Source organism: Chryseobacterium sp. IHB B 17019 (assembly GCF_001456155.1).
GTDB lineage: Bacteria > Bacteroidota > Bacteroidia > Flavobacteriales > Weeksellaceae > Chryseobacterium.
In genome coordinates, this window is the sequence record NZ_CP013293.1 from 221,547 (window position 1) to 243,093 (window position 21,547).

General features: G+C 35.9%; 20 protein-coding genes. 13 read left to right on the forward strand and 7 right to left on the reverse strand.

Features of this window, described 5'->3' with window-relative positions; genetic code table 11:
- Window positions 1-8: 8 nt before the first annotated feature.
- Complete coding sequence (locus ATE47_RS01045; protein ID WP_062160214.1) at window positions 9-3,203, forward strand: efflux RND transporter permease subunit; 3,195 nt, start codon at window positions 9-11, stop codon at window positions 3,201-3,203.
- Window positions 3,190-4,632: a TolC family protein gene (locus ATE47_RS01050; protein ID WP_062163399.1), complete on the forward strand. Its 1,443-nt coding sequence runs from the start codon at window positions 3,190-3,192 to the stop codon at window positions 4,630-4,632. The genes ATE47_RS01045 and ATE47_RS01050 overlap by 14 nt, the downstream gene beginning before the upstream one ends.
- A gap of 171 nt (window positions 4,633-4,803) precedes the next feature.
- Here ATE47_RS01050 and ATE47_RS01055 read toward each other — a convergent pair whose 3' ends face one another.
- From ATE47_RS01055 to ATE47_RS01080, 6 genes are all read right to left on the reverse strand, one after another.
- On the reverse strand, window positions 4,804-5,667 hold the full coding sequence (locus ATE47_RS01055) for a GLPGLI family protein (protein ID WP_062160215.1): 864 nt from the start codon (window positions 5,665-5,667) through the stop codon (window positions 4,804-4,806).
- Complete coding sequence (locus ATE47_RS01060) at window positions 5,612-6,535, reverse strand: hypothetical protein (RefSeq protein WP_062160216.1); 924 nt, start codon at window positions 6,533-6,535, stop codon at window positions 5,612-5,614. Before ATE47_RS01060 ends, ATE47_RS01055 begins: the two co-directional genes overlap by 56 nt.
- Complete coding sequence (locus ATE47_RS01065) at window positions 6,532-7,047, reverse strand: hypothetical protein (RefSeq protein ID WP_062160217.1); 516 nt, start codon at window positions 7,045-7,047, stop codon at window positions 6,532-6,534. Before ATE47_RS01065 ends, ATE47_RS01060 begins: the two co-directional genes overlap by 4 nt.
- 55 nt (window positions 7,048-7,102) lie before the next feature.
- Complete coding sequence (locus tag ATE47_RS01070) at window positions 7,103-7,396, reverse strand: hypothetical protein (RefSeq protein ID WP_062160218.1); 294 nt, start codon at window positions 7,394-7,396, stop codon at window positions 7,103-7,105.
- 141 nt (window positions 7,397-7,537) lie between these two features.
- Window positions 7,538-7,831 (reverse strand): hypothetical protein, encoded by a 294-nt coding sequence (locus ATE47_RS01075; protein WP_147297024.1) that lies wholly within the window; start codon window positions 7,829-7,831, stop codon window positions 7,538-7,540.
- A gap of 52 nt (window positions 7,832-7,883) precedes the next feature.
- A complete protein-coding gene (locus ATE47_RS01080; RefSeq protein WP_062160220.1) occupies window positions 7,884-8,144 on the reverse strand; it encodes a hypothetical protein in 261 nt (86 codons plus the stop codon).
- A gap of 288 nt (window positions 8,145-8,432) precedes the next feature.
- On the opposite strand from ATE47_RS01080, the gene ATE47_RS01085 reads away from it, so the two are divergent.
- From ATE47_RS01085 to ATE47_RS01115, 7 genes are all read left to right on the forward strand, one after another.
- The gene (locus tag ATE47_RS01085) at window positions 8,433-10,154 is read left to right on the forward strand and encodes a helix-turn-helix domain-containing protein (protein WP_062160221.1); all 1,722 of its coding nucleotides are present in this window, start codon (window positions 8,433-8,435) and stop codon (window positions 10,152-10,154) included.
- A 90-nt stretch (window positions 10,155-10,244) separates the two neighbouring features.
- Window positions 10,245-11,777 carry a M20/M25/M40 family metallo-hydrolase gene (locus ATE47_RS01090; RefSeq protein ID WP_062160222.1) on the forward strand — a complete coding sequence of 511 codons (1,533 nt, stop codon included), beginning with the start codon at window positions 10,245-10,247 and terminating at the stop codon, window positions 11,775-11,777.
- Window positions 11,778-11,784: 7 nt separating this feature from the next.
- Window positions 11,785-12,309, forward strand: coding sequence for a hypothetical protein (locus ATE47_RS01095; RefSeq protein ID WP_150114751.1), 525 nt, complete (start codon window positions 11,785-11,787; stop codon window positions 12,307-12,309).
- Between the two features lie 92 nt (window positions 12,310-12,401).
- The gene (locus ATE47_RS01100; protein ID WP_062160224.1) at window positions 12,402-13,097 is read left to right on the forward strand and encodes a hypothetical protein; all 696 of its coding nucleotides are present in this window, start codon (window positions 12,402-12,404) and stop codon (window positions 13,095-13,097) included.
- Between the two features lie 276 nt (window positions 13,098-13,373).
- Window positions 13,374-14,399 (forward strand): S1C family serine protease, encoded by a 1,026-nt coding sequence (locus ATE47_RS01105; protein WP_062160225.1) that lies wholly within the window; start codon window positions 13,374-13,376, stop codon window positions 14,397-14,399.
- Window positions 14,400-15,013: 614 nt separating this feature from the next.
- Window positions 15,014-15,343, forward strand: a complete 330-nt coding sequence (locus ATE47_RS01110; RefSeq protein WP_062160226.1) for a hypothetical protein — start codon at window positions 15,014-15,016, stop codon at window positions 15,341-15,343.
- 106 nt (window positions 15,344-15,449) lie between these two features.
- On the forward strand, window positions 15,450-15,629 hold the full coding sequence (locus tag ATE47_RS01115) for a hypothetical protein (protein ID WP_062160227.1): 180 nt from the start codon (window positions 15,450-15,452) through the stop codon (window positions 15,627-15,629).
- A gap of 272 nt (window positions 15,630-15,901) precedes the next feature.
- On the opposite strand, the gene ATE47_RS01120 is transcribed toward ATE47_RS01115, so the two are convergent.
- Entirely contained in the window at window positions 15,902-16,177 is a 276-nt protein-coding gene (locus ATE47_RS01120; protein ID WP_062160228.1) for a hypothetical protein, read from the reverse strand.
- Window positions 16,178-16,515: 338 nt separating this feature from the next.
- Between ATE47_RS01120 and ATE47_RS01125 the strand changes: the two genes are divergently transcribed.
- From ATE47_RS01125 to topB, 4 genes are all read left to right on the forward strand, one after another.
- Window positions 16,516-17,364, forward strand: a complete 849-nt coding sequence (locus tag ATE47_RS01125; RefSeq protein WP_062160229.1) for an RteC domain-containing protein — start codon at window positions 16,516-16,518, stop codon at window positions 17,362-17,364.
- 263 nt (window positions 17,365-17,627) lie between these two features.
- Window positions 17,628-17,942, forward strand: a complete 315-nt coding sequence (locus ATE47_RS01130) for a helix-turn-helix domain-containing protein (RefSeq protein ID WP_062160230.1) — start codon at window positions 17,628-17,630, stop codon at window positions 17,940-17,942.
- A 75-nt stretch (window positions 17,943-18,017) separates the two neighbouring features.
- Window positions 18,018-19,352 (forward strand): DUF3945 domain-containing protein, encoded by a 1,335-nt coding sequence (locus tag ATE47_RS01135; protein WP_062160231.1) that lies wholly within the window; start codon window positions 18,018-18,020, stop codon window positions 19,350-19,352.
- 67 nt (window positions 19,353-19,419) lie between these two features.
- Entirely contained in the window at window positions 19,420-21,501 is a 2,082-nt protein-coding gene (gene topB / locus ATE47_RS01140) for a type IA DNA topoisomerase (protein ID WP_062160232.1), read from the forward strand.
- The last annotated feature ends 46 nt before the right edge of the window (window positions 21,502-21,547 follow it).

Sequence of the window (21,547 nt, forward strand, 5' to 3'; positions counted from 1 at the left end):
AATTATTTATGTTTAAGAAATTCATTCGCAGACCTGTTCTGTCTATCGTAATCTCTCTGATTATCGTATTTATGGGAGTTTTATCCCTGGTAAAATTACCGGTTACCCAGTTTCCGTCCATTTCGCCACCAAAAGTAAACATCACTGCAGAATATCCGGGAGCCAACAACGAATTGTTGATCAAATCCGTGGTTATTCCTTTGGAAAGAGGTCTGAATGGTGTTCCCGGAATGAAATATATGACTTCCGATGCCGGAAACGACGGGGAAGCATCTATTCAAGTAGTTTTCGATTTGGGAACCGACCCGAATGTTGCGGCTGTAAACGTTCAGAACCGTGTATCTTCGGTTGTTAACAAGCTTCCGCCACTGGTAGTCCGTGAAGGGGTAAAAATCACCCGTGAAGAACCTAACATGTTGATGTATATTAATTTATACAGTGATGACCCGAAGGCCGACCAAAAATTCCTCTTCAACTACGCCGATATCAACGTGATGTCTGAATTGAGAAGGGTAAGTGGCGTTGGTTTCGCAGATATTTTGGGAACACGGGAATATGCCATGCGTATCTGGCTTAAGCCAGATAGGTTAACGGCTTACAGCATTTCAGCAGATGAAGTAATGGAAGCGTTAAATTCCCAGAGTTTGGAAGCTTCGCCGGGAAAAACGGGAGAAAGCTCGGGTAAAAGATCGCAGTCATTTGAATATATTTTAAAATATCCGGGTCGTTTTAACAATGAAAAAGATTACGGGAATATTATCCTTAAAGCAAATCCAAACGGAGAATTTATCAGGTTGAAAGACGTTGCAGATATCGAATTCGGTTCTTCGATGTATGATATTTATTCTACATTAAACGGAAAACCTTCTGCCGCGATCACCGTTAAGCAATCATACGGTTCCAACGCCAGTGACGTTATCAAAAATGTAAAATCGTTGATGGCAGAACTGCAGAAAACCACCTTCCCAAAAGGCATGCACTATGATATCAGCTATGACGTATCAAGATTTCTGGATGCATCGATTGAAAAGGTTGTTCATACCTTATTTGAAGCCTTTATTTTGGTGGCCATCGTGGTGTTTTTATTCTTGGGCGACTGGCGTTCAACATTAATTCCGGCATTAGCGGTTCCGGTTTCATTGGTGGGTACTTTTGCAATTATGTCCGCTTTCGGAATTACGTTGAATATGATTTCGCTTTTTGCCCTTGTAATGGCAATTGGGGTCGTGGTTGATGATGCGATTGTGGTTATTGAAGCTGTTCACGCCAAGATGGAAGAGAAACATTTATCTCCATTAAAAGCCACAGAAGAAGCCATGCACGAAATCAGCGGAGCAATTATCGCGATCACTTTGGTAATGGCATCCGTGTTTATTCCGATTGCGTTTATGTCCGGCCCGGTTGGGGTATTTTACCGTCAGTTTTCCATTACAATGGCTTCTGCGATTATCCTTTCGGGAGTTGTAGCCTTGACATTGACTCCGGCTTTATGTGCTTTAATTTTAAAAAACAATCACGGGAAACCGAAGAAAAGAACTCCGATTACTATTTTCTTAGATAAATTCAATGGTTTATTTACAAAAGGAGCCGGAAAGTATGAGAAAATGTTGAATAAAACGGTTAAAAAGAAAACCATCACTTTGCCTTTATTATTGGCTTTCTGCGCCTGTACATTTTTCCTGAGTAACTCATTGCCTTCAGGATTTATTCCGGCGGAAGATCAGGGAATGATCTATGCGATTATTCAGACACCGCCGGGGTCTACATTGGAAAGAACCAACCAGATTGCGAAAGAATTATTAAAAGAATCTGAAGATATTGATGGGGTACAATCCGTTTCGTCACTGGCAGGTTACGAAATTTTAACGGAAGGTACGGGTTCCAACTCCGGGACTTGCTTGATTAACCTTAAAAGCTGGGATGAACGTTCAGAATCAGCCGCCGAAATTATTGAAAAACTTGAAGAAAAAGCCAAAAATATTCCGGGCGCGAATATAGAATTCTTCCAGCCACCATCAATTCCGGGCTATGGTGCAGCGGGTGGTTTTGAGCTTCGACTCTTGGATAAAGCCGGAAGTGGTGATTATCAGAAAATGGAAAAAGTAAGCAACGATTTTGTTAATGAATTAAAAAAACGTCCTGAGCTGGGTTCTGCATTTACCTTCTATTCTGCAAGTTTTCCTCAGTATATGTTGAGGGTTGACAATGATTTGGCCGAACAAAAAGGCGTTACAATAGAAAATGCAATGGATAATTTATCAACTTTAATAGGTTCAAATTATGAGACGAGTTTCATCCGTTTCGACAGACCTTATAAAGTGATTGTTCAGGCAGGCCCGCAATATCGGGCATTACCGACGGATTTATTGAAATTATATGTTAAAAACGATAAAGATCAGATGGTTCCGTATTCAGATTTCATGCACTTGGAAAAGGTTTATGGCTTATCGGAGATTACGAGACATAATATGTATAATTCTTCGGAAGTAAGCGGAACTCCTGCGCCGGGATATAGCTCCGGACAGGCGATTGCAGCCATTAAAGAGGTAGCTGATAAGACACTTCCGAGAGGTTTCGGCATTGATTGGGCAGGTATTTCTAAAGATGAGGTAAGCCGTGGGAATGAAGCCATATTTATTTTCCTGGTGTGTTTAGGATTTGTTTATTTAATTCTTGCGGCTCAGTATGAAAGTTTCATTCTTCCGCTGCCAGTCATTTTATCGTTGCCGACGGGTATTTTCGGAGCCTTTTTATGCTTAAAATTATTAGGATTAGAAAACAATATTTACGCTCAGGTGGCAATGGTCATGTTGATTGGTCTTTTAGGTAAAAATGCCGTATTGATCGTAGAATTTGCCGTACAGAAGAAGGCGGAAGAAGGAATTCCGGTAGCGCAGGCGGCAATTGAAGGAGCGGCCATCCGCTTCCGACCGATTTTGATGACATCATTTGCATTCATCGCAGGTCTGATTCCATTGGTAATGGCAACCGGACCGGGAGCGATTGGAAACCGAACCATTGGTACAGCCGCAGCGGGAGGTATGCTGATCGGAACTATTTTCGGATTAATGATCATTCCAGGATTGTATTATATCTTCGGAACGATCGCGGAAAAATCGAGACTGGCAAGATATGAAGAGGAAAATCCTTTAACAGAACAAACAGAACCTTATCAACACGATGACAAACATGAAGATTTATAATAAATATATAGCAGCCATTGCCTTATCGCTTGTTTTAGCGGGCTGTAAGGCGCCGATGGCGACCGTTGTAAAAGATGAGGTGAAAGAAAATGTACCTCAGAATTTTAACCAGGAAGAACAGGGAGATGCCAACAATAACAGTGGAACAACTCCCTGGAGACAGTTTTTTACAGATCCAAATCTGGTTTCTTTAATTGAAACTTCTTTAAAAAATAATCAGGAGTTAATGATCACTCTGCAGGAAATTGAGATTGCAAAAAGCGGTGTTTTAGCTAAAAAAGGAAAATTAACACCAACGGTTTCTGCAGGAATCGGAGCGGGAGTAAAAAAAGCCGGCCGCTACACAAGTGAAGGAGCCGGCGATGCCACCACAGAAATTGAGCCTGGAAGAGAAATGCCGGACCCGCTTGGAAATTTTGAAGGCGGCTTAATGGCCAATTGGGAAATCGACATCTGGAAAAAATTAAGAACAGAAAAAGAATCTGCAGTTGCCCATTACCTTTCAACGGTGGAGGGGAAAAATTTTGTCCTTTCCAATTTGATTGAAGAAGTGGCGGACAATTATTATGAATTGCTGGCTTTGGATAATCAGCTGGATATTATTCAACAATATATTAAGCTTCAGCAGAGGGCTCTGGAAATCTCAAAAATTCAGAAGGAAGCTGCGGCGGCTACTGAATTGGCGGTGAAAAAATTCGAGGCAGAATTAGCAAAATCAAAAGCAACGGAATATACCATCCGCCAGGAAATCACCGAAAAAGAGAATCAGATCAATGCGCTTTGTGGCCGTTATCCGCAAACAATTTTGAGAACGAAAGAAGATTTTATGACTACCATTCCGCAAACGGTTTATACAGGAATTCCGACCCAATTATTGGCGAACCGTCCTGACATTAAACAGGCTGAATTAGAATTAAAATCATCAAAATTAGACGTAGAAGCAGCAAGAAAAGAGTTTTATCCTTCATTGGAAATCTCTGCAACTTTGGGATTAGAAGCATTTAAGCCATCATATCTGGTAAAATTACCGGAATCTATTGCTTCGAGTCTTGTTGGTGAACTGGCAGGCCCATTGATCAACAAAAGTGCTATCAAAGCAAATTTCCAAACGGCAGATGCAAGACAGATTCAGGCTTTGTATGAATATGACAAGACGATTCTGAATGCGTATCTGGATGTTGCTAATTTAATGTCTAAAGTGAAAAATATAGATCAGTATTACAAACTGAAGTCTGAGGAAACGAAGGCTTTGGAACAATCTATCGATATTGCAAATCAGTTATTTAAGAATTCAAGAGCAGACTATCTGGAAGTTCTTCTGAATCAGAGAGATGCTTTGGATGCAAAAATGGAACTGGTTGAGGCAAAACAAAAACAGCTGAATACAGTTGTTGATATTTATAAAAGCTTAGGCGGAGGCTGGAAGTGATTGTAAATCCTTAATGTTTTAAAAAGAAAAGAGACTGTCCAATGTGGAGCAGTCTCTTTTCGATATAAATAACTGAGAATAAATTTTGTGGAAAAAGGTCCATTTTACTGAACCTTTGCAATTTAATTACGAAATAGCAATTAAATCTATTTTGAAGGTATTAGTTTAAATTTAATAAGTTGGAGCAAGCTCTATTGGATTTTCAAAGATTTTTAAATATTCTAATTCTTTACGGTTATAGTTATCTTTTACTTCTTTAGAGTTAACGTCTTGTCCGTTAATAACATAAGTTGTCTGGTCGGTATTTAAGTTTTCAAAAATTACTGACGGCTGTTTTGTGTACTTCTTCCAGAAAACATCCCATTGTTTCGGGGTTATATTTACAGGCTGATCATACGTGAAATTCCTTTGTTCGAGATCATTTTTTTCTTTTACGATTCCCTTTATTTCAAAGTTGTATTCATTTTCAGAATCTGATATTTTCAGGATAAGCCCGGGTAATCCGTAGAATTTATAAGGTCCGTCGTTGATTGGGATTTCCGTGGTATACCAGGCGGTCCATTTTCTTCCTCCAAAATCTGTTGTGGCCATACTTACGGAATGCCCTAAGATTTTATCGGTTTTGTTGATGAGCTTCCAGTTTTGTTTGGTTGTATTATAATGGATAGAAAAGATGCTTGTAAAGAAACGTTCTTCCACAATAATATCGTTTTTTGATACATTTTTGATAATAAGTGAGCGGAATTTTGCATTACTGGCATCATCACCCAGCCTTAGCCCTCCGGCTTTGTTTGCAAAATATTCATTAACAATTTTTGTGTGGGTAGAGTCTCTCCTGAAATTTTCATAAGACTGAAAATATGAGTTTCCTTTTTCATTGATGATAAGAGTACAGAGCTCCTGGTTTTTGGTAGTATCATTTTTATTTCCCCACTTCATTTCGTAAAAAGCTTTATAAGATTGAGAAAGAAGAATATTACTAATTGTAAACAGTACCAGCAGTAGAATTCTCTGAGAAAATTTTATCTTTTTCATAATAATTAAAATAATATGATGTTAAATTCCAAATGATCATGATTAATGAAAAAAAGAATAAATTAAAGCTGATGATGATACCTATATGCATAAGAATCGTTAAAGTAAGCCAAAGTTTTCTTGTTTTATTAATATTGATAAATATAGGATAAAATAATTCAACACAAATGATTGCCCAGCCGCTGATAATGTACATTATGCTGTATTTTTCGTCAAAAAAAGAAGGGATATGTAAAAAACGTGTGAAATTTGGCAGGTTCAATGATTTCCATACAGATTCTCCGTTCCACCAGTTGAAGCCCAATATTTTATCTAGACCTGAAAAAAAGTAGGCGATGCACACGTGAAGCTGTAAAATCCTTTTAGAGATATTCAGAGATTGTATGGGGAAATTTAAAATTGTCTTAGGAAAAAACTTCTTCTGAACAGAAAAATAGCTGCTTGTAGGAAACAGAAAAATATAAAAGAGTGACATGCTTGCAAAAAAATCTACACCATACATGAAAAGTGATGCGCTTTTCACCAACGAAACCTGTAAAATTAATAGGAACATCGCTGAAATTCTGCTGAAAAAACCTAACATAATAAAAACAGTGAGTACAACGTATATATATTTGAATGTGAGATTTGGATTTTGGAAATAACCGGATAAAAAGGTCTCTATCTGGCTATATGCAATAATATTGTATTCGTAGACTGTTCCGTGGATTTCGATGGGAATAATACTTTTGTTACTGTACAAGAGTTCAAAATCATTCCAAATGGAAATAAAATGGACAAGTAGTACAAAAGCGATACTCACTCTCAGAAAAACAATAAAGCTTGGAGTAAATGTCTTGTTGAAATATGTAGATAAAGTTTTTTTCATTGTACCTGGTCTATTTTTATGAGTCTTGTTTTTTTGTCTGGATCCGTTAGATAATTATGGTCGTATAAATATGCTGTAGATTGAAATTGTTTATTATACTTCCTTTCGAATGCTTTATTTACTTGTTTTAGCAGAATATGATTTATTTTGACATCTGTGCTGTTTTTATTTTCAGGAGTGATATTTTTCATGTAAACATCATTAAGATTACAAAATCTCAACTTTCCTTCCTTGGTGCTCAACAAATCTGTTGAGAGATAAGTGTTTCCGCTCTTCAGATCTTTAGAAATAATAACAAAATTACTGGCTACATTGGGCGCAAAAAAACCGTATCCCGTATCAAATCCGGTATAGGCTGCAAAGGTTTTGTCATATTCATTTCCTTCATTTTCAAAAGGATTTTCATATTTGTAAAAGCTGCAGAAAGACTCAGTAGTAGTCAGAATTCCTGTAATGATTATTTTAAGAACAATCAAAGCGAGAATTGCATATTCGAAAAACGTATTTTTCATAAAGCTTTCTTTTGAAAGTTAAAAAGGATACCCCGATCAGGGGTATCCTGATCAATTATTGATATTTTGCGATGATGGATTTCAATCTTTTCTGAACTTCAAAGCTTGCTGTATAAGGGAAATTTCTATTTCTTGTTAAGCATTGGTTTGTTTCAGATCTTTTGTCGCAGTATGTCCATCCGGCAACGTTCGCGCTTAAAAAGCCCAGTTCCTCAGGAGTTACCAGATCAGTATCCTTCATAGAGATCACATCTCCGTCGAATTCGATAACACCTAAGTTTGTTGAGCTTGCAAAAGACATCAGAGACAGAGCAACAATACCTGCTGCTAGAAAAATTGTTTTTTTCATGATAATTAATTTTGTTGTTATTTAAAATTGGTTTATTTATAATCACCTATTCTTATATTTCGGTGAATGATAAATTTACTTTAAGAAATTTCCTTAAAAAAGGATGCCTCTGAAAAGGATAAAGAGACATCCTGAAAATATTTATTGATATTTTGCGATGATAGATTTTAATCTTTTCTGAACTTCAAAGCTTGCTGTATAAGGGAAATTTCTGTTTCTCGTATAGCATTGGTTTGTTTCAGATTGTTTGTCGCAGTATGTCCATCCGGCTACGTTAGCACTTAAAAAGCTTAGCTCTTCCGGAGTCACTTTATCGGTATCTTTCATAGAGATCACATCTCCATCGAATTGGATAACACCTAAGTTTGTTGAGCTTGCAAAAGACATCAAAGACAGAGCAACAATACCTGCTGCTAAAAAAATTGTTTTTTTCATGATAATTAATTTTTGTTTGTTGTTAATTGTTTTTAACATGGTTATTTATAAATCACTGGTTTGCATTGCGCACTGCATCAGGTGACTTGATAAATCTTTTTGGTTTCCAGTGTGTTCCTCCTTTTATAGGTGGATCACTGGTTGTATCTTGTTCTGATTTTTGCTGGCCTTTTACAATCTTCATGCTCAGAGTAGAAACGTTGTTTTTTTCAGGATAAATTTCTTCTTCATATTCTCTGCAAGATTTTAATGCAGTTGTGAGAATAGCTATAGTTAATAATGAAATGATTTTTATTGAGATAATCTTTTTCATAAGTTTTATAATCTTGAGTTAAAGGTTATCCCGGCCGGTTTAGTTTTTCTGAATTCTGAAGTCGAATTTATATGCTAAAAATCAAAAAAAAAAACAAGTGTTGTCTCTATTCAGAAATTATGACGTCCTAATTTATGAATTAGGACATGATTAAATGTTTAAAAATCAATGATTTACGCTGATTTTCCTTTTGTCTTTAAAAATTTAATTTAATTCAACGTAGTTTGATAAAATTCAATTGATTTTATGTATTTTTGGTTATAAACTTTTACCATATAACTAATAATTGTGATTAAAAAACTATACTTTTTAGTATTTGTAGTAATTTTTAGACTTCTTTCATGTCAAGAAGTATACAGCGATTATTATAAACTCAGACTCAGATATGAAAATCTTGAGGAAAATAATTCTAAGGCACTTCCATTAATCCAACCTTATATAAATAAAGCTAAAAAGGAAAAAAACTATGAGAAGTTACTTCAGGGCTATAAAGACGGAGTATTTTATTCATCCTCAAACGAAGAAAAGTTAAAATATGCTGATAGCGCAGTCTGGGCTGCAAAGCTCTCAAAAAATAAAGACCTGATAAGCTCGGCATATATAGAAAAAGGGGTTGTTTATTATTATCATTATAAAAAATATCAACCGGCTCTTAATGAGTATCTTACGGCTTATGAATATTCAAAAAACACAGACAATAAATTTTTAAAATTTCAGAATTTATATCATATTGGAGTTGTCAAAAGCTATTTGGGATATTATGCCGAGGCTTCGGATTTATTTAAGCAATGCATTTATTATTACGGTCAGAAATCAAAGTCAAACCTACACCCGAATGAGATTTTCAACAATAAAAAAGGCTATCTGAACAGTCTGCATCAGTTAATTATCTGTTACCGGAACCTTGGAAAAATCCGTGAAGCAGATTCTGCTATCAAAACCGGGCTTTCAGAAGTGGGGAACAATCCTGATTATGCCCAGGAAAAGGGGTATTTTCTCTTGGCAAAAGGAATTTCCGATTTCAAAAAAGAAACCTATCCATTAGCTTTAGATAATTTGAACCAATCTCTTTCGCCTATTAAAAAAGCGGGGGATTTCGCCTGGTTGTCCGTAGATTATTTTTACATTGGTAAGAGTTATTTATATTCAAAAAATACTAAAGAATCTATCGTTTACTTTAAAAAAGTAGATTCTATTTTCCAAAAGCATCAATTTATCCTTCCTGAATTACGGGAAAACTATGAGATCTTAATTAATCATTATAAAAAGGAAAAAGATCAGGGCCAGCAATTATATTATACAGGTCAGCTTTTAAAGGCAGACAGCATTATTTCGAAAGACTTTACTTATTTGGCCCCAAAAATCCATAAAGAATATGATACAAAAACACTATTGGAAGAAAAAAATAAATTGGAAAAAGCAAACTCATGGGGAAACTTCATTATTATCGGATTGATAATTTTTGCTCTCGGACTCATTATTTTATTAATTAAAAGATATAAAATTCAGAAAAATATCCAGCAGAAATACATTTTATTGGAAGAAAAATTTATTCTGCAACAAAATCCTTCTGAAAAACCTATTTCCACAACGGAAGAAAAGAGAACCAGTCTTGATGAAGGTAAAGTGGAAGAATTACTCCGAAAGCTGAAAATATTTGAGGATAAAAAAGAATTTACACAAAAAGGACTTACAATCAATAAGTTGGCTTCTCAATTTGGAACGAACTCGAACTACCTTTCCCAGGTCATCAATGAATATAAGGAAGTAAACTTCAACAAATATCTCAGCGAGCTAAGGATCAATTATATCACAAATTTACTCTTTGAAAACAAGGAATATCTGAAATATGGCATTGAAACCCTGGCCAAAGAATGTGGTATTGCTTCACGCCAGAATTTCTCCGATCTTTTTTATGAAATCAACGGAATCCGCCCGACAGATTTTATAAGAAAAAGAAAACAGGAACTTGATAACAAAAGGAATTTTTCGACTTTAAAACCGATATAGAATCAAAGTAAAATTTATTGAAGGCTTTTATTTTTTCGAATACATAAACAATCTTCATTATATTTGATAGCACCATTCAAATTATTGATCATGAAAAAAATCCTTTTCATTATTCTGGGTATTCTCATTATTTTAGCTATCATAGTATTGATTAAAACTTTCACCTACCCTTTCAAAAAAATAAACTCTACAGTTTCAACGGGTTGGAAGGTAGTTAGAGACGATTCAGCAATTCATAGACTTTCCGGCGGAATAAAAATCCCGACAGTTTCCACAGGAGAACTAGGGAATTTTGATTATTCAACTTTTGATACTTTTAAAGAATATTTAAAAAAATCCTATCCGCTGATTTATGGGAATACGGAATATATTGAGATTAATAAATATGGATTAATTTTTAGATTAAAAGGAAGCAATCCCTCACTTGACCCCATTTTATTTTTATCCCACAGCGACGTGGTTCCTCCTGGTGATGCAGATATAAAAGACAGTGCTGAAAATATTTTCAGGCCGGATGATCAGCCGTTGCCTGCTGTTTTAAAAGTTTCCGAAGACTGGGATTTCGGTCCGTTTTCCGGAGCTGTCGCGAATGGACGGATCTATGGACGAGGTGCCATTGACATGAAAGGAATGCTCTTTTCCTTACTCGAATCCATGAATAATTTAATTAAAAATAAACATATTCCTCAACGGGATATTTATCTTGCTTTCGGATTTGATGAAGAAGTGGGAGGACAAAAAGGAGCCGATCAGATTGCCAGATATTTTAAAAGTAAAAATTTAAAATTCGATGCTGTTTACGATGAAGGCGGACTTATTCTACAAAAAGGAAGTGTGGCAGGAATTGATTCTGATGTCGCAGTAATCGGGTGTGCGGAAAAAGGTTTTCTGTCGGTGAAAATTAAAATAAAAGGTTTGGGCGGACATTCTTCCATGCCTCCCACAGAAACCGCCATGGGAAAAGCAGCCGTTATCATGCAGAGACTTGAAAATGACCAGATGAAACCGATGATCACACCATTAATTAATGAATTTTTCACCAATATAGGCGGATCAATGTCTTTTATCAACCGAATGGCAATTTCCAATCAATGGTTGCTGAAACCCGTTCTTTTATCGCAGCTGACAAAGAATAATTCTACCAACGCCTTAGTTCGTACCACAACAGCTTTGACGATGATGAAAGGAAGCGACGCACCCAATGTCCTGTCTCCGGAAGTTGAATTTGTGGTTAATTTCAGGCTTCTTCCCGGAAATTCTGTGAAAGACGTCAAAAACCATATTGCAAAAGCAACCAAAGGTTTTGATGTGGAAATTGAAGAAATTGACAATGTAAAAGAAACGTCTGCCGTTTCACCTACAAATACGAAGTCGTTTAAGTTAATAGAAGCGGCTATCAGGGAGATCCATTCGACTGCCATTGCCACGCCTTATCTTACCGTTGGAGCTACCGATTCGTACAAATATCAGATCGTAAGCAGGAATATCTACAGATTCATGCCGATCAAAATTACCGACGCCGAAAAACAATCCATTCACAGCACCAACGAATACATCAGCATTGAAAACTATATGAAAATGATTCATTATTTTGAGTTTATAATGACGAACTATGATAACTAAATCAAAAATGAAAATACCTTATTATTTTATTTTAATAATCTTATTCTTCTTTCATAATTGTAGTAAGTCATCTGAAACAAAGAAAGGAAAAGAAAGAAAAGATGATTATTATGAAAAGTGTCGTTTACTAGTTCTGTCTGAAAATAAAATAGGAAAAAAATATTTCTTTAGCAGGTTAGGAAAAAACGTTGATGAAGCCACAGTTGAATATTTAGGACAAATATATACTTCAAATAATGGAATTCTTAAAATTGTTAACATGCAAAATATTGTAGGATATCCTCAATCCAAGCGTGGAAATAGTTATTTTTTCATTTATGATAATAATGACAACTTACTTGGATCCTATTATGTTGGAAGTCTATGGGGAGTCCCAAAATTTATTGATTCTAAAGGGTATTTAATTTTTAATTATAATAATGAATCCTGTGATCAAAGCACTAAAATTAATTTAAAAGACAGTATCCCTAAAAATATCTATATTAAATGTTCTAAAGATGGAGGAGATTTTTACACACTTTCGTTACCATAGTTTTTAACATTCAAAAATTTTAAATAAAATTATAACACGTCAAGTTTTGTCGCATTACGCTATTAGCTTTGTCATATCAAAATTACAGAGCTATGGAACTGCCTTTTTATTTAAGTTTTAATGAATTTGAAAACCGTTATTACGACAATCTTGAAAAATGGTTTGAAGAATACAAGAATACCTCCGAAACAGAGTATCTGAAAGCCCTTGTAAAAATGTACAGTCCGTATCTGTATTACAATTTTGCAAATGACAGGCTTCAGGCGGATGCTTCAATTCAGATCAAGGATTGCTTTCTTCCGTATTATGAAAAGATCGGGATTTCATTCTGTACGAACTGTGAAAACGGAAAGTCTTCAAAAAATGTAAAAAGCATGAACCATATATTCGAATGGAAAACAATTACCATGATGGAATATGCTCAACATATTTTAGATAAAATCAACAGATATTTTTCTAAGAATAACTGCAAAGAAGGTAAAAACACACTAGACTTCATCAATAATTATGAAATTATTACTTCCAGGGAAGGAGCGGGATATTGCGTGAATTATAATTTGCACCAATCAACGCTTCCTTTCCTGAAGGCTTATCTTCCGGTATATGGACAGACGGTAAACATCGCGGTTTATAGAGATTTTATTTTCTCAATTGTCCAAATTGCAGAATTTATTGATAAGAAATTAAAGGATATTCACGCTTTTGAACACACAATTTACACAAAACTTAAATCAGATGCCAAGTTCAAGGTACAGATGAGCCATCAGTTTCTGACGATGTGTAATTGATTAACACTAAACATTCACATTCATATAGCTAGATTGTTTGGAAATTAGTTGGTACTTTTTTCAAACGGAAAATCCCAGTCAAATTTGATTGGGATTTATTTTGAAATTATAAATAATTTTAAACTTAAATTTGTTTAAAAATAAAAAGTGTCAAATTGAAGCCTAAGGCTTAGTTATCACCAGAGTGATTAGTCGAATATTGGTACTAACACGGGGAAAATATGATGGTTAAACATTCAAATAAAAATATTAGTTTAGTATTAAATCTTTCTATTTATGATTAACCTTGAACAATATCCTTATACATATAGTGAAATTTTAGTTGAATTACTAGAATATTTTTCAACTCATCATAACTTTGGTGAAACTAGAAAAAATGAAGAAAGAACAATTGTAAAGTTCTGTGAGTATTATAAAGAGAAATATAGTACTCCTGAGATGCCTTATCCAACTCTTGTTGCACAGTTATGTGAGTCCCTTGCCAAGAATAATTACTTGCATTTAATCATTAAGGATACACCAAGTAATTTTGATGATACATATTGGTATCTGCCATCTGATGGACATGGTGCAATCTTCAAAAATCCAATCCTTAAAACTTTCTTAAATGAGAAATTGAAGTCCTTAATATTTGGTTTCAAATATATTAATACAGTTTACAGAGACAGAGTTTTACCAATCTGTCATTATATTAATGAGGACCAAGCTATAGGAAGTTCCTTTATTTTTTTTAATGGTTTAGCTACTGCAAAACATTGCATTGAAGGTGCTTCTAAAATCTCAATTAAAGGTATTCCAAAAAGTGTCCTACAAGAATCAACATTTTTAGTCCATAATATTGACGCAATGGATTTAATCTATATAAAATTTCCAGAGAGTTTCTTGACACAACATCGTTATGCTCAATATGAAGAAGGACAAGTCTTGGATGAAGTCTTAGCTCTTGGATTTCCTAAAGTCCCAGGATTCCACTCTTTTATTACCGCTGAAAAGGCAATTATCTCTTCAAGATATACAGCCTCTATTGGTAGCATAGCCTCAATAGCAGAAGATATTTGGATGAGACAGAATTTAATGTTAATTACAGCAAAAATTAAAGCAGGAAATAGTGGAGGACCTGTTATTAATAATAATGGTAATGTTGTTGGTATTTCTTCAAATCTTCCTTCTGGTGAAGGCAACTATGACGATCTTGGATATGGAACTGTAATTCCAATAAAATTTTTAATTGAAATTATTACAGAAGAAAATTCTAAAGTATTTAATAAGAATATGATTGATTTTTTAGATTTTATTGAATAAAAAAGTCTCAGATTATAAAACCTAAGACTCTGATTATCAGCAGAAAGGAAGGGTTTCGAACCCATTCTTCTAAAGTGCTATAAAACCTACTTTTGTCGCTTGTGATCTTAAAACAGCCATGACTTAGCCATTTTTTTCAGACATAAAAAAAATGGGCCTTAAATAAGACCCATTTTCTATTTGGCGGAAAGCGAGGGTTTTGAACCTTTATTCCAAATGTCTTATTTTCAGCTATTTATATTATTAAGATTTACGGCAGCCACGATTTAGCCAATCTTTGCCTTTTTCAAAATTTCTCAACAACTTGATTCAATGAACGTTTTAATTCTATTGCTAAATTACAATATTTCTATTGCATGAGCAAGTATCACTGTACAACCTTTATTTACTGGGCGAATTCACAATTTCTACTTTATAGGCTATAGTAGTCGTAAGCCTTATTAGCTTTTGCACACTTAAAAGACCTTATTTAAAGTTTAAAGAGTAGAAATGCGATGAATTTCGACAGATAGTTGTCTAAACCTTATGTATGATCTATGAAAATATTTTACCTGATTTTCAGGTGCTTAACCATGGGCACTTGAAAATGTGCCCAATCTGTCTATTTTTGCGAGATGACCGTAACCGTACTGGCTATTTTAGAAACAGATTTTAAGCCCGAAAAAGCATTGGCGAAAGTAATGAACGACCGTTTAGTCCGGAGTGCCAAGGAGTTGCAGGAAGTTCATTTCAAACCTTTGTCCGGCAGGGGATTTTCCGATGATGACCTGGTGGTCTATATCAGTTACAACCCTAAATATAAAATCCGCTACCGTATCGTGAATGATGTGCCTGCGGATATCGAGTATTTTGTAGCAGAATCCTGCGGTAGGCTGGGCTTTATCCTGTGGAGAGCCAATGCGATAGGGGTAAGCAGTGAAGCCGGCCACCTTGGATTTCAATAGATCTTTTTTGCTTTCTCGCTTAAATGTTTAGTTTTGGAGGTGGAATATAATTTCCAAAAACAAAATAATTTATATCCGGGATCAATTGGCCCTTTAAAAAACAGTTATGGAGAAATTCAAACAGGTACAGGAAGTGATTGCTTCAGTTGAAGCTGATGTAGCAAAATTTTATGATGGCGGGAACGCGGCAGCTGGTACACGTGTCCGTAAAGCAATGCAGGACCTTAAAAATCTTGCCCAGGCGATCAGGGCTGAGGTGACCGAGAAAAAGAACAGCGCAAAATAAGCAGGAGACTGTTTTGGGAATAAAGCCACTGATTGTGATCAGTGGCTTTTTATATTTAAGGCTTACATGTTTTTTTGTGTAGCCTGTTTTAGTTACAATGAAATAGATTTCTGGATATATGATCTGAACAAACTATAGCTTAAACAGCGTGCTGCTATTACCTTGATATACAATCAGTGTAGATTCCATACCATCATCCTCATTGGAATACAAAAACACATTGTATGATTTGTACTCCCATGCGTGTAAAACTTACTTGAAGCTATTAAATGTTATTTTTTGTTTTCATCGGCAAATAATTTTAGTAGATCTGTTCTGCAATAATAGTATGAGCCCATTATTTTTTTATACCGTATTTTGCCTTGAATACGAATATTGATCAATTGTGCTGCCGAGATATCCATAACATGGCGAACAGTTCTGCTGCGAAGCCATTCTTGATCCTCATGGTTAGTTTTTCCTTTTAATTTTTGATCAAGCATTTTTTCCATATCATGCATGAACCTCATTCCCCATTGTCTTAAATCGTCTTTTGTTACTGGCTCCATCTTAATACTTTTCTTATCAATTTATATCGCGACAAAAAGGAGGGTGGCGATTTGGTAATTACTGGTTCATTATGGCACTGCATGTCCAAATTGCATTCTTTTCGATATGAGTTCTAATTCATCAATTACCACTGAGATCTGTCACAGCTTGTGGCGAATAAGCGCAGTGTCTGTTTAATCCTGATGTCACTTGTCCATATTATATATTAAATAATATAAATCGTCATAATTGATTAAATTTATTTCTCATTGTAGAGAATTAATAATTTATTGATTAAGTTGAATTGCCTAAAGAAAACTCTCTTAGGATATTATTAACTAATCCTAAAACTACTACCATGAAAAACAAAATTTACGATGACGTGCTGCGAAGCATCTCAGCGCGAGAAAAGGGGATCCTACTTGACTCCCGAGCGATTATTGACGATAGTTACCGGATGACATTATTCCTCCATGATTTATTGTCTAAGCTTAAAGATCATGTTTTAAAAAACGGATTCTCGAACAAATCCGAAGAAGTAGAATTTTTTAAAGAATATAAGCCACAGATCTTGGGTAAGCTTATTTATTACAACAAATTATACAGGATTGAAACTGGTTGTCCATGTCCTATTAGCAGTGGTAAGTTATACCAGAAGTATTATTCGAGCGAACTTCATCATCTAAAACAAGAATATATCGATCAAATCAGTGGAACTGATTTTTTCCGCTACTATCGATCGGGTCGTAGCGATTTAGATCATCAGTTTTTTGAACTTGGAAAAATCAATTTTAATTCAGGTCTGAGCAGTTACGTGTTTGAAATAGACGAGCATTTCTCCACCTATTACGATTATAAGATTGCCAAAATTGTAGCTTATGAATTACTGCTAAAATTTTTGCTGACAAAAATTAACGCTGATTATGTAGAAACGCCGGCTACTGACAAAGAGATTTTTTGGACAGAATCCAAAAACGCACTCGTTGAACTTATTTATGCCTTACATTGTTCGGAAAGTATTGCCGGCGGCAGGGTCGGAATTAGCAAGATCAGTGCTGTTATGCAGGATGTATTTAGAATTAAGCTGGGCGACATTCATCATGCCTTTCATAAGATGAAGTTCCGCGCAGGTAGCAGAACGGTTTATCTGGATAACTTAAAAGCCTCGGTAGAAAATTATATGGACAGGGATTTGGGCATGAAATGATCTTCGAATCCGTTAACCATAATCTAATAGCGACTACTCAAATCTGTCGTATGTGAAATTCACCTGGCCTTTACCAATGCTAACCAATTGGCACAAGACACCTTTTTTAAAATTAAATATTCCAAAACCTAAGAGAATCGAGATTAGGCAAGCTATTCTTTTTCAAAATTTTATATAAGAGGTCTTGGTTAGCATTGGTTGCAGGCTTGGAAGAAAAAACAAAAAAGGCTTTCCAACTTTGGTAAGTATATAAATCACTTACTATGGAAATTGATAAAGCAGAATTCGCGTATTGGATGAAGCGGATCATGGATAGATTTGACATTTTACAAAACTCCCTTCATAGCCGGATTAAAGATAAGGAAAGTTTGGATGGAGAAGAGCTTTTAGACAATCAGGACGTTTTGCAAAAGCTTAAAATTAGCGCGCGATCTTTGCAGCGCTATCGTTCGACAGGAAAACTAAATTACTATACCATTAGTGGCAAAATCTACTATAAGCTGTCTGATGTTAATGATTTTATCAGAAGCGGTTTCTCAAATTCTATTGAAAGGCAAAAGACAAAGAAGGACATTTAGCGCCTCGAAGTGCCATTGGGTTTACAAGCATTTATACTGAATCTAGCTTTGCTATCAAATATAAATGTATATGTCATGAATGAATCAGAAACGCTACAACAAGAAACCCCCGAACAGCTTTCCGATATTTTGCTAGTTCTCAATAAAGAGACAATGAAAATAGAGGCGGTTAAAAAAATGGGGAAGGATGGTAGATTAGAAACGGTTTCACCTCTTAAGAAGAATGAGAACCAGTTTATGAAGGTTGACAAAAACGGAGATATATTTTCCAACTTCTTTACAAACTTCCTAAGTCAGCTTAAGAATCCTTCAAACTTTTCATTTTTTAAGGTTCCCGCATCTTCAGCGGTGAAAACAGCTAATGAATTACAGAAAGCAGTTGCTACGCCATCAGTAAAGGGCGATGAGCTACTGTCAAAATTTGAAGTAAGTACTACAAAAAATCAGGAAAAGCAAAATGAACATCAAAATAAGAACAATATGGAAAACACACAAACTACTACGCCGACAGAGGGCGAGTACCGCTATAAAGCGGAAGAAATTGACTGGGATACTATGTCTAAGCTTGGGTTAACCAAAGAAAAATTGGAAAAAAACAACCTATTAGACGGGCTGCTAAAGGGCTATAAAACCAATGACCTTGTACCGATCAGCCTAAATTTAGGTACCGCAATCACCCGGTTGGATGCAAGGCTTTCTTTGCAACGAGATCCTGAGGGTAATGTAGTGATGGCGATTCACGGAATCCGTAAAGAGCCGAGCCTCAGCTACCCGTTTTTTGGGCACGAATTTACCAAGGAAGACAAAGATAATTTGCTGAAAACGGGAAATATGGGTAGGGTCGTAGATCTACAATTTCCAAAATCCACTGAAAAAACTCCCGCAATAATAAGTATAGATAAGAAGACAAATGAGATCGTAGCATTACGGGCTGATAAGATAAAAGTTCCGGATGAATACAAACAGGTCAAGTTAACCGAAGATCAGAAAAAGACGTTGATGGAGGGCAAGCCTCTGTATCTCGTTGATATGATCTCGACAAAAGGCGAGCCTTTCAGTTCAATTGTTCAGTTTAACGCAGAAAAACGTTACGTCGAAATTCTTTTCGATAAAGGAAATTCTAATGTATTAAGTCAAAAAAATATTGAAAGTCCGGTACAGGAAGCACCAAGGCTTGTCAGGGGTAAAGAACTCAGCGATGAAGAGTATAAAAAGTTTAGCGCAGGCGAAAGAATCTTGGTACCCGACTTTAAAGGTCAAAATAAAAAGGAATACGGTGGTTATATCACATTTGATCAAAAAACTGGAAAGACCGATTTCTCATTTGCGAATTCAAGCAAGAAGGAACAAATACAGCAAGATAAGTCTGAAATAAGCAATAAGCCACAAAAGAAGACCAAAATATCATAATCAATGAAACTATTAAAATGCCTAGTCGATAGGCATTTTTTGTATGTGGTACAATAAAATATAGAATATGAAAGCAGTAATAGCAGAAAAACCAAGCGTGGCAAGAGAAATTGCAGCACTTATTGGCGCTTTAGAGAAACATGATGGTTTCTTCTCGGGAAACGGCTATTGTGTCACCTGGGCGTTTGGTCATTTAGTGGCACTTGCAATGCCCGACGACTATGGGATTACAGGATTTCAGAAAGAGGGGTTGCCAATAATACCTGATCCTTTCTTATTGACTGTTCGGAAACTGAAAAAAGAGAAGAAATTTGTGCCAGATCCAAGTGCATTAAAGCAGTTAAAAATAATTAAAGAAGTTGTTGGCCGTTGTGATAGCATCATTGTGGCAACAGATGCTGGCCGTGAAGGGGAGCTGATTTTCCGTTATATTTATGAACATCTGAACTTCCGTTCGCCTTTTGAACGGTTATGGATCAGCTCACTCACTGAAAAAGCAATCCGGGATGGATTTCAGAATCTCCGTCCTGGCACTGATTTCGACGGCCTTTACCAAGCGGCAAGAAGTAGAAGCCGTGCAGACTGGCTTGTAGGTATTAATGCTTCGCAGGCGTTGAGTATTGCTATCGGTAGTGGTATTTATTCATTGGGTAGAGTGCAGACGCCAACGCTGGCATTGATCTGTAAACGGTTCTTGGAAAATAAGAATTTTGATATTAAAAACTACTGGCAGATCCAGCTGGAACACCGCAAGGATTTCCATGATTTTAATAGCTTATCGGAATTTAAATACGACGAAAAGAAAAAAGCAGATGATGTACTTAGAGCACTTCAACGGAATGGCCCGGCAATAGTAGCAAGTATAAAAAAGAAAACCGTTTCAGAACAGCCTCCTTTGTTATTCGATCTTACTGCGTTGCAAAGAGAGGCAAACAAAAAATTGGGTCTCTCTGCCGAGGAAACGCTCAATATTGCCCAAAATTTATATGAAAATAAGTTCATCACGTATCCTCGTACTGGGAGCCGATACATCCCAGAAGACGTGTGGCCGCAAGTTGCTCATCTGGTTAGAGCATTGGGAGATAGTATTGACTTTAAAGAAGCCGTTTCAAAGGTTAGTTGGGGACGCTTTAATAAACGTATAGTTAATGACCTCAAAATCACTGACCATCATGGGCTACTCATCACAGAAAGAGTTCCATCAGCGCTACCGCCAAAAGATAAAAAAGTCTATGAGATGATTGCACTTCGCTTGCTTGAATCTATTGCCGGCGTTTGTTCAAAGGAGATTACCGATGTGACATTGAACATTTTGAATCTCAATTTTATCTTAAAAGGAAGTAAGGTTCTTGAACCGGGATGGCGGAAAATTCAAGGTAGTTATTCTGAAAGCACTGCTGAAATCCTGCAGGATTTACCAGAGCTGAAAGCAGGTGATGAAGTGAAGATAAATCATGTACAGATTCTTGCCAAAAAGACCAATCCGCCTGTGTTATATACCGAAGGTACCTTATTATCAGCTATGGAGAACGCCGGAAAAGAGGTCGAAAGCGAAGAGGGAAAAAAAGCTTTGCAGAACATTGGCATTGGCACTCCTGCAACGAGGGCTTCCATTATTGAAACGCTACTTGGCAGGGACTACATCAAAAGAGAAAATAAATCGTTGGTTCCTACTGAAAAGGGAATGAAGGTTTATGATCTGGTAAAAGATAAAAAAATTGCAGATGTAGCAATGACCGCTGAATGGGAACTTGCATTGCAGAAGATTGAGGCCGGAGAAACGAGTGAAGGTTTATTTCAAAAACAAATGGAACAATACACCGTTTTGATCACATCGGAATTGCTTACCCTATCAATTAGTAAAGAAATTCTGCCCGAACTGACGTGCCCTAAATGCAAAAAGCAGCATTTGTCAATTCGTGACCAGCTCGTCAAATGTCCCGATAAAGCCTGTAATTGGGTTCAGTTTCGTAATGTTTGTGGTGTATCAATCAGTGTTGCCGAGATTGAAAGACTTGTTACTAACGGAAGAACGTCACTTATCAAGGGCATGAAAACCAAGGGAGGAAAAAGGTTTGATGCCTATATCGTTTTGAACGAGCGGGCTCAAACATCTTTTGTATTTCAAGATAAAACAAGTACAAAATAATAATAAGTACCCATCTTTAGTTGGAAAACTCCTGCTTTAAAAGGCA